Here is a 13,127-nt window from a genome sequence, read left to right on the forward strand (position 1 = left end):
GTGCTTGAACTGAAACTGATAGAGTAGCGAGGTACCCTATGGCAGCGATCGAAACTCATAATCTGCGCAAGACGTTCCGTGTGCAGAAAAACCGCGAAGGCCTTACCGGGGCCTTCGTTGATTTGTTTAAACGGGAATACCGCGAGGTAGCCGCGGTCAAGGATATTTCCTTCACGATTCCGGAAGGGGAAATCTGCGGTTATATCGGCGAGAACGGGGCCGGCAAGTCGACCACCATCAAGATGCTGACCGGCATTCTGGTCCCGACATCGGGTAAGCTAACGGTCGGCGGATTTGTTCCCTACGAGGAGCGGGAGCGCTTCGTGAAGAATATCGGCGTTGTATTCGGCCAGCGCAGCCAGCTCTGGTGGGACATCGGGGTCATCGAGTCGTTCCAGCTTCTGCGGAAGGTGTACAGCGTCGGGGAAGCCGATTACAAGAAGCGTCTGGACGAATTGGTGGAACGGCTCCAGCTCCAGGAGCTGCTCAACCGTCCGGTGCGCAAGCTCAGTCTGGGCCAGCGGATGCGCTGCGAGCTGGTAGCCGCGCTGCTTCATAATCCGTCCATTGTTTTCCTGGACGAGCCGACGATCGGTCTGGATATTGTCGTCAAATCGGAGATCCGCGACTTTCTGAAGGACATGAACCGGGAGCATGGAACGACCATTCTGCTGACGACACATGACTTGCAGGATATTGAGGCTCTGTGTTCGCGGGTTATCATGCTGGATGACGGCAGCATTATCTATGACGGCGGTCTGGAGGATCTGAAGCAGCGCTGGGGCACCGGACGCGAGGTGATTTTTCAATTCGGCTCGCCAACCAAGCTGGAGAATCTGCGCGCCAAGACGGAAGGGCTTCCGGTGAACTGGTCGGCAGACAATGAACTCGGCGCCAAGGTGTGGCTGCCGCTGGAGCTGAACGTGTCGGATGTACTGGTGCGTGTGGTCGGCCAGACCGATATCACGGACATCAAAATCGTGGAGACGAACACGGACGAAATTGTCCGCAGCATCTATCAGTCCGGCTCTGCCGAGCGGAGCGAGGATGTTTCGGAGGCGGCAGCGGGAGGGACTCATGGCTAGAACGTTCTCTCCAGCCGCGGCGCCGGGCAGTGCCCGGTCGCTGAACCTGTCGGCTTACTTCGATTTTATCCGGATCCGGTTCCTGACAATGCTGGCCTATCGGGTAAACTACTACACCGGCATTCTGATCTATTCCCTCAATATCGGCGTCAATTACTTCACTTGGATGGCGATCTACGGAGAGGGCCAATCGCTCGGCGGCTTCAGCGCTGCCCAGATGTCCACGTATATCGCGGTCTCCTGGATGGCCCGGGCATTCTATTTCAATAATCTAGACCGGGAAATATCGGCGGACATCCGGGATGGCAGCATCGCCATTCAATTCATCCGCCCCTATAATTATGTGCTGGTGAAAATGATGCAGGGACTGGGCGAGGGCGCCTTCCGCTTCCTGCTCTTTATGATTCCCGGCATGGGCATTGTCATGCTGCTGTTCCCGGTGACCCTGCCGACCGATCCGGCCGCCTGGGCGGGATTTCTGGTCATGCTCTTCTTCAGCTTCCTGATCAACTCCCAGCTTAACGTGATCACCGGCCTGCTGGCCTTCTTCGTGGAGAACAATGAAGGGTTGATGCGGATGAAGCGGGTGGTGGTCGATCTGTTCTCCGGCCTCATTATTCCGATCAGCCTGTTCCCGGGCTGGCTGTCGCCGGTTCTGAAGTGGCTGCCGTTTCAGGCCATTACGTTTCTGCCGGGTTCGGTCTTCACAGGCAGAGTGAAGGGCGTGGGCATCTGGAACGTCTTGGGCATCCAGGCGCTGTGGTTCGTTCTTCTGCTGCTGCCCATGATCGCGCTCTACAAGGCTTCGCGCCGGCGGCTGTTCGTGCAGGGAGGGTGACCACGAATGTACTATATCGGACTTATGAGCGAATATATCAAGAACTATATGAAGACCCGGATGACCTACCGCGCCGACTTCTGGGTGGAGGTGTTGTCCGATCTGCTCTTCCAGGTGACGAATCTGATCTTTATCTTCGTCGTCTTCATGCATACGGATAGTCTGGCAGGCTGGAGCAGGGGAGAAGTCATCTTTGTCTACGGATTCTTCATGGTGCCTTACGGAGTATTTAACTGCTTCGTGAATATGTGGAACTTCAGCGAACGCTATATCGTCAAGGGAGAAATGGATCGGATTCTGACGCGCCCTGCGCACAATTTGTTCCAGATCTTCCTGGAGAATGTGGACCCGCCTTCGCTTTTTGGTTCTTTAATCGGGTTAATTATTATGGCGGTCAGCGGGGCGCAGCTGGGGCTTCCGCTGGAGTGGTGGACCCTGCCGGCGCTGCTGGTGCTGACTCTCAGCGCCGTGGCAATCTATACCGGTATCTATACCGCGCTAACGTCGCTCTCCTTCTACTCGGATGCACCGACCGGAATCATCCCGCTGATGTACAACATTCAGGGCTACGGCCGCTATCCGGTAACCATTTATAACCGGGCCATTCAGGTGCTGCTTACTTGGATTCTTCCCTTTGCGTTTGTTGGGGTATATCCGGCCTCGCTGTTCCTTCACCGGGACGGCATGCAACGCATGGCCCTGCTGACGCCTGTCATGGGAGCAATTTTTCTGGGGATCGGTCTGATTGCCTGGAACAGCGGCGTTAAACGCTACAAGGGAGCGGGGTCCTGACCGGGAATGATCATTTGTTAACAGGGTTAATTAAACATATTCATACCATTAACTAAAAGAGGAACCCTTCGTCCCGTTTGGACCCGGCCTGCCTGAGGTATGATAAGCGCAAATCCGAAGGAGGCGCAGCAGAATGAGAAGAGAGCAGATTCACGTCCCGTACGGCTATGAACCGCCAGCCGAGAAACGCAAGGGAACGCTTGTGTATTATGACTCTTTTGAAGACGCAGAGGATGCCGGGCTGGAGAAAGCCGCCGAAGAGGCGAAGCGCCGGAATTTTTCCCGGCTTGTCCTTTATCCGCTGCATGAAGAGACGGTCAGAAGAATGTCCAAGGCTCCGGTGAGTTCGTTCTACCGGCGGGAGGACCGGCTGCATGATTGGAAGCGTTCGTCCGGCCGCTCCTGGATCGCCGTGGAGGGGTGGGAAGGCAAGCGGAAGAAATATACTCCGGTCGAAGCCGCACTCCGGCACCTGGAGGAACGGTACGAGACCCCGCTGTTCCTTTACCTGAGTCCTGAGAATGCCAATGCCTTTGCTTCCTATTCCACCTTCGAGGAGTGGATCAAGCGCATCCGGCTGATTCTCTCGGAAGCGCCGCAGCAGGTCCACCCCCGGCTGCTGAAGTCTGCCGGCAGATGGTCGGTGGCCGGAGACGAAATTCAGAAAGAGCCGCACTAGAAGCGGCCGCCGTCCGCCTGTTCAGAGAAGAGAACGGGCGGACGGCGATATACTTATTTGCCCCATAACTTAGGAGGAATCAGAGAGTGAGCAACCATACAGCAACCCCTGTACTAGACAAGGAAAGGCCGAAGTACAAGACGATACCCATCCTGACCGCACTGCTTCTCAGCGGCTTCATCGGCATGTTCAGTGAGACGGCGCTCAACGTAGCGCTTAGCCAGCTGATGGAACTATTGAATATCTCGACAGCGACGGTTCAATGGCTGACCACCGCTTATCTGCTGACCTTGGGGATTCTGGTGCCTATTTCCGGACTTCTGCTTCAGCGCTTTACCACCAGACAGCTCTTCGTGGCGGCCGTCTGCGCTTCGATTACCGGCACCTTCCTGGCTGCAATCGCCCCGAACTTCAGCTTCCTCCTGACGGCCCGCGTCGTTCAGGCCGTAGGCACGGCGCTGCTGCTGCCGCTGATGTTCAATACCATTCTTGTCATCATTCCTGCCCATAAAAGAGGGGCCGCCATGGGGATGATCGGACTGGTCATTATGGTCGCTCCGGCTGTCGGACCGACCATTGCCGGTCTGCTGATCGAGAATCTGAGCTGGCACTGGATCTTCTGGCTGTCGCTGCCGGTTCTGTTCATCTCGCTGATCTTCGGCATTCTCTTCATGCAGAACGTCAACGAAGTCTCGAAGCCCCCGATTGATGTCTTGTCGATTCTGCTGTCCTCGCTGGGCTTCGGCGGCGTCGTATACGGATTCAGCAGCGCCGGTGAAGCCGACGGCTGGGACAGTCCCAAGGTTGTCATCGCCCTGATAATCGGAGCCGTAGCGCTCGCTCTCTTCACCTGGCGCCAGCTGACGCAGGAGAAGCCCATGATGAATCTCCGGGCCTTCCGGTATCCGATGTTCACCATCGCCGTTGTAATGGTGCTGATCTGCATGATGATTATTCTGTCCTCCATGCTCATTCTGCCGCTCTATCTGCAGAAGGGGCTGGGCAAGACCGCCTTCGAGGCCGGTCTGCTGCTGCTTCCCGGCGGCTTGATCAACGGCTTGATCTCGCCGGTCATGGGCCGGCTGTTCGACCGCTTCGGTCCGAAATGGCTTGTGATGCCCGGACTTGTGGTAGCCGGAGCCGCGCTGTGGTTCTTCTCCGACATCTCTGCCGCTTCCACGGCTGCGTTCATCATTTCGCTGCACAGCACGCTGATGATCGGCATTTCCATGGTGTTCATGCCGGCGCAGACGAACGGAATCAATCAGCTCCCGCTGGAGCTGTATCCGGACGGCACAGCCATCATGAACACGCTGCAGCAGGTGGCCGGAGCCATCGGCACCGCCCTGGCGGTAAGCATTATGACGGCCGGAAGCAAGAGCTACTTGAGCGGATCGGCCAACCCGGCCGATCTGATGGAGATTCTAGCCGGCTTCACGCAGGGTGTGCAGCGGGTGTTTATATTCGGATTGATTGTGGCGGCAGCCGGGCTTGTCCTGTCGTTCTTTATCAAGCGTGTGAAGATCAAGCATGAGATGCCAAAAGCCGGCCACTAAACGATCCGCTAGGGAAAGGGAGGGCCCCGAAGAATGCTGACGCAAGCCAAGAGGATGAAGAGGACTGAAGGAATAGCAGGGCAGAAAGGGAGGGGAGCGGCAAGTACCGCCCAAGCTCTCCGGCTGGCAGCGGCCGTTCTGGCGCTCTTTCTGTTGACAGCCGCAATGGTGACAGCCGAAGCATCCGCTGCCAAGGCTGCGGCGTCAACATCGGCGGCGAAGCAGTATCCTTTTCCCAAAGGCTTCGTCTATCTGGATGAGGTCCTTCCCAAAGCCCAGTTCGAAATCCGCTATTATAGCGATTACAACTTCGTCGGCGCCCGGATTGACGGCTACAAAGCGCCCTATGCGATTGTGACCGAGGAAGCCGCGGCGGCTCTGAAGAAAGTGAACGACAGCTTGGCTGCCAATGGGTACACGCTGAGGATCTACGATGCTTACCGGCCCACGGCGGCCGTGGCCCATTTCATCCGCTGGTCGAAGACTCCGGGAGATACGCGGATGAAGGCCGATTTCTATCCGGCGCTCAACAAGAAGAATCTCTTCAAGCTTGGCTTCATCTCCTCCCGCTCGGGTCACTCGCGCGGCAGTACCGTGGACCTGACGCTGGCGAGCCTCAAGACGGGCAAGGCCGCAGACATGGGCTCTCCTTATGATTTCTTCGGGGAAATCTCCTATTACAATACAACCAAGGTCAGCGCAGCCCAGCATGCGAACCGCAAGCTGCTGAGAGATGAGATGATCCGGGGCGGGTTCGAGCCGTACCGCAAAGAATGGTGGCATTTCACCCTGAAGAACGAACCGTATCCAAGCACTTATTTTAACTTTGAAGTGAAATGACAGACAGGGCTGCCCGCTCATCGCCGATGAGCAGGCAGCCCTTCTGAATTTCCGGGGGAGGGATCAGAAACCTCTGTACTGAGGTTCTTCCTGTTCAATCTTCTGTACCCGGCTCTCTACCTGCTGCACAATCTGCTGGGTCTGTGCGGCGGCTGAGGTGAACATTTGCTTGGCATCTTCATTCTGCGTCTCCAGCGCGAACTGTTCCAGGCTGGCCTGGGCGCTCTTCAGCGAGGCAACGCAAGTCTTCACTTGGGAAGCGACTGTCATCGCGGGTCCTCCTTTTTGGCCGATGGGGTGTGGATTGCTGCGACGGTTAGTATGGAGTCCGGGCAGACCTTTTATCCCCGGCAGACTATACCACAATAAGGAATAGGCTTCGGCGGATGGAGAAGCCTCTCTGTGAGCCATCCTGTAGAATGGCGTGAATTTATTCGGACAGGAGGTATGCGGACATGATGGAATCTTTGGAAGTGATCGTGCGGACGCTCTTCGCTATTGTGGTGCTCTTCCTGCTGACCAAGCTGCTCGGCAAGCGGCAGGTGTCACAGCTGTCGTTCTTTGAATATATTACGGGGATCACCATCGGGGATTTGGCTGCGACGATCTCGCTGGATACGGACAAAACCTGGCATCTCGGGCTGATTGCTCTCCTCGTGTGGGTAGCCGTTTCGTATCTCATTGAGTTTATCCAGTTGAAGAGCAAGAAGGCGCGAGATTTCATTGATTTCCGCTCCACCGTGCTGATCCGCAACGGCAAGATTCTGGAAGAGAACCTGAAGAAGGAGCGCATCAGCTCGGATGAACTGCTGGAGGAGCTGCGAAAGAAGGATGTGTTCAAGGTGGCGGATGTGGAATTCGCCATTCTGGAGTCCGATGGAGCCATCAATGTGCTGCTGACCCGCGAGAATCAGCCGTTGACCGCGAAGCATCTCGGGATCAAGGTAGCGCCGGAGCGGGAGACCCAGGCGGTCATAATGGACGGCCAAATGCTGTCCCAGCCGCTCGATGCGGTCGGCCTGACTCCGAAGGGGCTGAACGACAAGCTGGAGAAGCTGGGCGTGCGGATGGAGGAGGTCTACCTGGGACAGATTGATTCCTATGGAGAGCTTACGGTCGATCTGTATGCGGACGGGGTGCAGACGCCGAAGGCGCAGGACAAGCCCCAGCTCTATGCGCTGCTCAAAAAATGCGAGGCCGACCTGGAACTGTTCAGCCTCTCGACCAAGGATACCGCCGCCAAACAGCTGTACGGCGGCTGCTCCGAACAGCTTCAGCGGCTGCTGGCCGACTTGAAGCCGTATATTCAGAACTGAGCGCCCGGCAAGTGTGCCAAGCATGTGTTATAGTAAATAACAAATGCCGGGAGAGGAAGATCAGAGCTTGACGAACCAACTGTATGACTCATCGCCGTACCTGCGGGAATGGCGCAGCACCATAGAGTGGAAACGGCCCGCCGGGGGCGGCGGATGGGAGGCCGGACTGGCCGAGACGGCCTTCTATCCGCACGGAGGAGGACAGCCCTGCGATCGGGGTGAGATCGCAGGTATTCGGGTGACGGATGTAACCCGGGACGGCGAAGCGGTGATTCATCGCCTGGAGTCCGAGCCTCCGGAAGGAGAGGTGCTCTGCCGGATCGACTGGGAACGCCGATTCGACCATATGCAGCACCACAGCGGGCAGCACCTGCTTTCCGCCGTCTGTCTGGAGGAAGCGGGCGCGCAGACGCTAAGCTTTCATCTGGGAACGGAATACGCCACCATCGATATTGAACGGAGCGAGCTCTCTCCGGACGAGATGGCCGGGCTGGAACGCGAAGCGAACCGGCTCGTTATCCGCAATGTTCCCATTCACTCTTATTGGGTGACGCCGGAAGAAGCTGCGGAACTGCCGCTGGTGAAGCCGCCGTCCGTAACCGGCAATGTCCGGATCGTCGAGATGGAGGGCGTGGAATACAACGCCTGCGGCGGAACCCATGTCGCCCGTACGGGCGAGATCGGCCCGGTCAAGCTGCTTCGGTCCGAGAAGCACAAAGGGCATGTGCGCCTCTACTTCAAATGCGGCTTCCGGGCGCTGGAGGATTACGCCGAGAGCGCGGGAGTATTAACTGCGCTCTCGGTGAAACTGGGCGCGCCCCGGCTTGAGCTTATGCAGCGGGTGGAGAAGCTGGAGCAGGAGCAGCGCGGGCTGCTGGCGGAGCTGCAGCGCCTCCGGACCGAGAGCGACGGCTTCCTGGTCCGGGAGCTGCTCAACGCAAGGCAGGGCGGCTTCATCGCTCACCGCGTCGGCAGCCGGACGCTCAAGGAGCTGCAGGCGCTCGCCGTCCGGATCGCCGAAGAAGGCGGGACCCCGGCTCTGCTGCTGGACGAGGACGCCGGCAAGGTCGTACTCGCAAGCGGCGGAGAGCCTCCTTGCGGAGCCTGGTTCAAGGCGGCGCTTCCCGGAACGGGAGGCAAGGGCGGAGGCGGAGAGAAGCTGGCTCAAGCGGCTTTTGCTTCCTCTGACGAAGCGGAACGCTTTTTTCGGGACATAATCGATAAATTAACCGCTCACTTCGACAGCATGTGATGTTATTAACAGTTTCTTCATGCCGGACAGGAGACAATGTTCTTGACGATGAACACGAATTCTGGAACGAGAGCGGTGGTTTGGAATGATAGCATGGAAAGAATCGTATGACATTGGAGTAGAGAAGATTGACTGCCAGCACCGGCAATTGCTGCTGAAGCTGAATGAATTCTTCGACGCCTGCTCCAATCAGCAGGGCCGGGACAAGATTGAAGAGACGCTTGGTTTTCTGAAGGAATATACGCTGGAACATTTCAGTAATGAAGAAGAACTAATGGACGAGATTCATTTTCCCGAGCTGGGCGATCACCGGAAAGAGCATGCGGAGTTCGTGAAGACCGTGCTGGAGCTGGAGGAAGCCGTCAAGACCAAGGGCGTATCCGTCCTGACGACGATCAAGCTCAACCGGATACTGACCGACTGGCTGCTGACGCATATCAGCAAATGCGACAAGCTGATCGGCGAGTATCTCGCCAAGCGGGGCGAGACGGCTTAGAAGCTCAAGCGGAGATATCCGAAGAAGAGAGGCGCTTCCCGGAAGGGGAGCGCTTTTTGGGCGTTCCGGGGGCTTATGCGGCATTTGACCTCGCACGCATCCAGCGTGTTAAATAGAAGGTGGACTAGACGGGCGAAGCGCCCTTAAGGAGAGAGACAAGATGGAACAAGCAATGTTCGCCGGGGGATGCTTCTGGTGCATGGTGACGCCGTTCGAGGAGCTGCCCGGCATCGTTAGCATTGTGTCCGGGTATGCTGGCGGCCACACAGCAAATCCGACCTACGAAGAGGTCAAGACCGGAGATACCGGCCACTACGAAGTGGTGCAGATCACCTTCGATCCCGATAGGTTCCCCTATGAGCGGCTTCTGGAACTGTACTGGCCGCAGATCGATCCTACGGACGACGGAGGACAGTTCCAGGACCGGGGTTCCCAGTACCGGACGGCGATCTTCTATTACAACGAAACGCAGCAAGCAGCGGCCCTGGCCTCCAGAGAACAGGTAGCCGCAAGCGGCCGGTTCGAGGGACCGGTCGTCACGGAAATTCTGCCCGCACCGGTATTCTACCCGGCGGAGGATTATCACCAGGACTATCACAAGAAGAATCCGAAGCATTACAAGGAAGACCGGGCGCAGTCGGGGCGGGATGAATTTATCGCCAAGCACTGGTGAGGAGGCACGACTGTGAAGAAACTGCGCTTTCTGCTCACCGCCCTTGCCGCCGTAGCTGTGCTCGGAGCGGTCAATCTGTATATCGGGTATCACCTTCTTCTGCTTCTGGACAGCATCGTCCCCGCTCTGCCGCGGGCGCTCTACTGGACCGTGTTCCTGGTGGTTGCCATGGGCTATCCGCTGGCCATGATTCCCTGGCCCTCCCGGATTCGTCCTTTCTTCCGTCCTTTCAAAGTGCTGGGCTCCTACTACCTGGCGGTCATGGAATTCGCGCTTCTGCTGCTTCCGTTGGCCGATCTGGTCTACGGCATTCTTCGTCTGGCCGGAGCGGATGCGGCCGCTTACGCACGGATTGCCGGCTGGGTGCTGGCCGCGCTGCTGGTCGCCTTCCTGGTATGGGGTTCCCGCAACGCCTGGAATACGGTGCTTCGGAAGTATCCGATAGCGATTGAAGGAGACAAGTCGCTTCGGGAACCGCTGACCGTGGCGGTAGCGAGCGACCTGCACCTGGGGAACATCGTCGGCAACCGTCATTTGAAGCGGCTGGTGGCCCGGATCAATGCCATGCAGCCGGATCTGATTCTGCTGGTCGGCGATGTGCTCGACGACAGCATTGAACCGTTCCTCCGCAACCGGATGAGCGAGAATCTGGCGAAGCTCAAGGCCCGCCACGGCGTGTATGCCGTACTCGGCAACCATGAATATTACGGAGGTTCGATAGCGGAATACACCGAGGTTATGAAGTCCATCGGCATTCCGGTGCTTCAGGACGAAGTCGCCGAAGCGGCGGGGGTCTATATTGTCGGACGCAAGGACAAGACCGCAGAGACGATGGACCCGAACGGCCGGCGCAGCGTCGCCGACCTGCTGAAGGGTCTCGACCGCTCCCGCCCCATCATTCTGATGGATCACCAGCCGACCGGCTTCGACGCCGCAGCGAAGGAGGGCGTCGATCTGCTGCTGTCCGGCCATACCCACCGGGGCCAGATTGCGCCGAACCACTGGATTACGCGGCGGCTGTTCGAGCTGGATTGGGGTTATCTGCGCAAGGCCGGCCTTCATGTCGTAGTCTCTTCGGGTTACGGAACCTGGGGCCCGCCGATTCGGCTGGCCAGCCGGTCCGAGATTCTCGGACTGTCGCTGGTGACTGCCCAAGCCCGCTGAAGCGGCTGAAGACCGAAGGCCCTGCAAGAGAAGAAGAGTAATGCCCGGCAAGGGACGCCCGCCTGTCATGCGGCTGCGTCCCTTGCTGTTGTGTGGGGGGACGACTTAGAGAATTCAAATCTTCTGTCAGAGAAATAGGAAGATTTCCTGACCGGCCGAATAGACTAAGAGCAAATGCTGCTATTAGAAGGAGGCTTGAAGTCCATGACAGCACCTTGCGCACGGATACGGCTGCTGCTGCCTTTATCTTTATTCCTGCTGCTTGCCTGGGTTCCGCTCCGGGTCCAGGCGGCATCCGGTCTGCCGGAGCCGGAGGACGGCTATTATGTCAACGATTTCGCCGGCGTGATCGGCGAGAAGACCGAACTGGATCTGCTTCATACCGGAGTTCTGCTGCACCGGCTGTACGGGGAACGGCTCGTGCTGGTGACTGTCCCGGATACCGGGGACCTCTCGGCCGAAGAATATGCGCGTTCCCTCTTTGACTCTTGGCGTGTAGGCGCTGAGGACGGCAACGGAACGCTGCTGCTGGTCTCGGCCGGAGACGGGGCTTATGCCGCAGTCCGGGGCCCGGCGGCGGAAGCCCGGCTCGGCGATGCGCGGCTGTCCGCCATTCTCGGCACGGCACTGATTCCGAATCTGGCTGAAGGGAAAGCCAACCGGGCCGCGGCCTCCGCCTACTACGCCTTGGCCCAGGCGCTTGACGGCGTTCCCGGACCTGCCCCCGGACAAGCTCTGCCCCCGGGGGATTCGTCCCGGTACACGGCGGACAACGCCGGTGTGCTGGACGCGGCGGCGAGCCGCTTCATCAACCGGACAAGCGCCCGTTACCGCACCTCAACCGGCAGCGGGCTGTATGTAGCTACCGTCAATAACGGAGGCGGGAACACGCTCCCGGCGTATGCCCGCAAGAAGCTGGCCGGGGTCGGCGCCGGCGGGGACGACGTGCTGCTGGCGCTGGATATTGCCGCCGACGACTACTATCTGCTTCAGGGAGAGAGCGCTGCCGGCGTGCTGACGAACGCGGCAGCGGGCGCCGTGCTGGACGGCCGGCTGGAGCCGTTGTTCGCGAAGGGCCGCTACGAGGCCGGGGCGGTGCAGACGTTCCTCGGCGTCTACGCCTATCTGCTGGAGCGGGCCGACGGAGCAGGCGGAGTAACGAACGCGCAGGCAGCGGCAAGCCAAGCTGCGCCTGTGCAGGCGGGTGAGCCGGCGGTCCGGTCCGGGGCCGCGGCTGTCGGCCTTGCCGGCGGACAAGCCCGGACCTTCGGAGAAGAATCCGAAGCCGCCGGAGGGGGAACGGTCCGAGCGGCACTTGTTGTGCTGTGTCCGCTCCTTGTCCTGCTGGCGGGACAGAGCTGGCGCACGGTGAAACGGCGGACAAGGGAGCAGCGGCGAAGCCGTTCGAACCGCCCGGTGCCCGCGGCCGGCTGGAACCGCCGGAAATGAGGGTTGCCATCCCCTGGATTCTGTAGGAGAATAGAACCGAATTACAGAGACTGCATATAAAGGGGAGCCATGTATGAACAAAGTCATCAAAACCTTGACCATAGCCGGCAGCGATTCCAGCGGCGGCGCCGGAATCCAAGCGGATCTCAAGACGTTTCAGGAGTACGGAACCTACGGATTCAGCGCACTGACGACGATCGTGACGATGGACCCGGAAGACAACTGGCATCACCGCGTCTACCCGATGAGTCCCGAGCTTGTGGCCGAGCAGCTCAAGACGATCTATGCCGGGGGACCGATGGATGCCATGAAGACCGGCATGCTGGGAAGCGCCGAGATCGTGAAGGTAGCGGAAGAAGCCATCCGCCGCAACGGACAGGCCAATGTCGTCATCGACCCGGTTATGGTATGCAAGGGCGAAGACGAGGTGCTGAACCCGGAGAGCGCGGATGCGATCCGCGATCTGCTGCTTCCGCTGGCCGAGGTCGTGACGCCGAATCTGTTCGAGGCGGGCGTCCTGTCCGGACTCGGCCGGCTGACAACCGTCGAGGCCATGAAGGAAGCGGCCGCGGCGATTCAGGCCAAGGGCGCGAAGACGGTCGTCGTCAAGGGCGGCAAGGCGCTGGGCGGCGACGAGGCCATCGACGTCTTCTATGACGGCAGCGAGTTCACGGTGCTGGCAACCGGCAAGATCGAGCCGGCTTACAATCACGGCGCAGGCTGCACGTTCGCCGCTGCTGTAGCGGCGGGTCTGGCGACAGGGCTGGCGACGCGCGAAGCGGTGCTGAAGGCCAAGGATTTTGTGACAGCGGCGATTGCCTCGGGTTATGCGTTCAACGAGTATGTCGGCCCGGTGTTCCACGGCGGCTACCGGCTGAACCGCTAAGCTTCCGCCCGCCGGGTACGGATACCCGGGTTGCCGGCAAATAAGCAGAACTCCGAAGGGGCTGTCTCAAAAGGGTCATAAAATGATCTGAGAGACAGCCC

Annotated in this window: 14 protein-coding genes; 13 read left to right on the plus strand and 1 reads right to left on the minus strand. The window is 58.9% G+C overall.

Annotated elements, in window-relative coordinates:
* Positions 1–38 precede the first annotated feature (38 nt).
* From F4V43_RS06565 to F4V43_RS06590, 6 genes are all read left to right on the plus strand, one after another.
* Positions 39–1,085, plus strand: coding sequence for an ATP-binding cassette domain-containing protein (locus tag F4V43_RS06565; protein WP_150457430.1), 1,047 nt, complete (start codon positions 39–41; stop codon positions 1,083–1,085).
* Entirely contained in the window at positions 1,078–1,923 is an 846-nt protein-coding gene (locus tag F4V43_RS06570) for an ABC transporter permease (protein WP_150457431.1), read from the plus strand. The genes F4V43_RS06565 and F4V43_RS06570 overlap by 8 nt, the downstream gene beginning before the upstream one ends.
* A gap of 6 nt (positions 1,924–1,929) precedes the next feature.
* The gene (locus F4V43_RS06575) at positions 1,930–2,715 is read left to right on the plus strand and encodes an ABC transporter permease (RefSeq protein ID WP_150457432.1); all 786 of its coding nucleotides are present in this window, start codon (positions 1,930–1,932) and stop codon (positions 2,713–2,715) included.
* A 133-nt stretch (positions 2,716–2,848) separates the two neighbouring features.
* The gene (locus F4V43_RS06580) at positions 2,849–3,394 is read left to right on the plus strand and encodes a hypothetical protein (RefSeq protein WP_150457433.1); all 546 of its coding nucleotides are present in this window, start codon (positions 2,849–2,851) and stop codon (positions 3,392–3,394) included.
* A gap of 86 nt (positions 3,395–3,480) precedes the next feature.
* Positions 3,481–4,950 (plus strand): DHA2 family efflux MFS transporter permease subunit, encoded by a 1,470-nt coding sequence (locus tag F4V43_RS06585; RefSeq protein WP_223879795.1) that lies wholly within the window; start codon positions 3,481–3,483, stop codon positions 4,948–4,950.
* Positions 4,951–4,983: 33 nt separating this feature from the next.
* On the plus strand, positions 4,984–5,790 hold the full coding sequence (locus F4V43_RS06590) for a M15 family metallopeptidase (RefSeq protein WP_223879796.1): 807 nt from the start codon (positions 4,984–4,986) through the stop codon (positions 5,788–5,790).
* 63 nt (positions 5,791–5,853) lie between these two features.
* On the opposite strand, the gene F4V43_RS06595 is transcribed toward F4V43_RS06590, so the two are convergent.
* Positions 5,854–6,060, minus strand: a complete 207-nt coding sequence (locus F4V43_RS06595; RefSeq protein ID WP_150457434.1) for a DUF1657 domain-containing protein — start codon at positions 6,058–6,060, stop codon at positions 5,854–5,856.
* 185 nt (positions 6,061–6,245) lie between these two features.
* Here F4V43_RS06595 and F4V43_RS06600 point away from each other — a divergent pair, with 185 nt between their 5' ends.
* From F4V43_RS06600 to thiD, 7 genes are all read left to right on the plus strand, one after another.
* On the plus strand, positions 6,246–7,106 hold the full coding sequence (locus F4V43_RS06600; RefSeq protein ID WP_150457435.1) for a DUF421 domain-containing protein: 861 nt from the start codon (positions 6,246–6,248) through the stop codon (positions 7,104–7,106).
* A 67-nt stretch (positions 7,107–7,173) separates the two neighbouring features.
* On the plus strand, positions 7,174–8,358 hold the full coding sequence (locus tag F4V43_RS06605; RefSeq protein ID WP_150457436.1) for an alanyl-tRNA editing protein: 1,185 nt from the start codon (positions 7,174–7,176) through the stop codon (positions 8,356–8,358).
* Between the two features lie 85 nt (positions 8,359–8,443).
* The gene (locus F4V43_RS06610; protein WP_150457437.1) at positions 8,444–8,854 is read left to right on the plus strand and encodes a bacteriohemerythrin; all 411 of its coding nucleotides are present in this window, start codon (positions 8,444–8,446) and stop codon (positions 8,852–8,854) included.
* Positions 8,855–9,014: 160 nt separating this feature from the next.
* A complete protein-coding gene (gene msrA, locus F4V43_RS06615) occupies positions 9,015–9,527 on the plus strand; it encodes a peptide-methionine (S)-S-oxide reductase MsrA (RefSeq protein WP_150457438.1) in 513 nt (170 codons plus the stop codon).
* 12 nt (positions 9,528–9,539) lie between these two features.
* Positions 9,540–10,691 carry a metallophosphoesterase gene (locus tag F4V43_RS06620; RefSeq protein WP_150457439.1) on the plus strand — a complete coding sequence of 384 codons (1,152 nt, stop codon included), beginning with the start codon at positions 9,540–9,542 and terminating at the stop codon, positions 10,689–10,691.
* Between the two features lie 204 nt (positions 10,692–10,895).
* Positions 10,896–12,140 carry a TPM domain-containing protein gene (locus F4V43_RS06625; protein WP_191089498.1) on the plus strand — a complete coding sequence of 415 codons (1,245 nt, stop codon included), beginning with the start codon at positions 10,896–10,898 and terminating at the stop codon, positions 12,138–12,140.
* 73 nt (positions 12,141–12,213) lie between these two features.
* Entirely contained in the window at positions 12,214–13,026 is an 813-nt protein-coding gene (gene thiD / locus F4V43_RS06630; protein ID WP_150457441.1) for a bifunctional hydroxymethylpyrimidine kinase/phosphomethylpyrimidine kinase, read from the plus strand.
* Positions 13,027–13,127: the final 101 nt, after the last annotated feature.

Source organism: Paenibacillus spiritus, from assembly GCF_008710135.1.
Taxonomy (GTDB): domain Bacteria; phylum Bacillota; class Bacilli; order Paenibacillales; family Paenibacillaceae; genus Paenibacillus_AQ; species Paenibacillus_AQ glufosinatiresistens.

Coding starts and splice junctions, on each gene's coding strand:
- F4V43_RS06565 (WP_150457430.1), top strand. CDS start 39: ATGGCAGCGATCGAAACTCATAATCTGCGCAAGACGTTCCGTGTGCAG.
- F4V43_RS06570 (WP_150457431.1), top strand. CDS start 1,078: ATGGCTAGAACGTTCTCTCCAGCCGCGGCGCCGGGCAGTGCCCGGTCG.
- F4V43_RS06575 (WP_150457432.1), top strand. CDS start 1,930: ATGTACTATATCGGACTTATGAGCGAATATATCAAGAACTATATGAAG.
- F4V43_RS06580 (WP_150457433.1), top strand. CDS start 2,849: ATGAGAAGAGAGCAGATTCACGTCCCGTACGGCTATGAACCGCCAGCC.
- F4V43_RS06590 (WP_223879796.1), top strand. CDS start 4,984: ATGCTGACGCAAGCCAAGAGGATGAAGAGGACTGAAGGAATAGCAGGG.
- F4V43_RS06595 (WP_150457434.1), bottom strand. CDS start 6,060: ATGACAGTCGCTTCCCAAGTGAAGACTTGCGTTGCCTCGCTGAAGAGC.
- F4V43_RS06600 (WP_150457435.1), top strand. CDS start 6,246: ATGATGGAATCTTTGGAAGTGATCGTGCGGACGCTCTTCGCTATTGTG.
- F4V43_RS06610 (WP_150457437.1), top strand. CDS start 8,444: ATGATAGCATGGAAAGAATCGTATGACATTGGAGTAGAGAAGATTGAC.
- msrA (WP_150457438.1), top strand. CDS start 9,015: ATGGAACAAGCAATGTTCGCCGGGGGATGCTTCTGGTGCATGGTGACG.
- F4V43_RS06625 (WP_191089498.1), top strand. CDS start 10,896: ATGACAGCACCTTGCGCACGGATACGGCTGCTGCTGCCTTTATCTTTA.
- thiD (WP_150457441.1), top strand. CDS start 12,214: ATGAACAAAGTCATCAAAACCTTGACCATAGCCGGCAGCGATTCCAGC.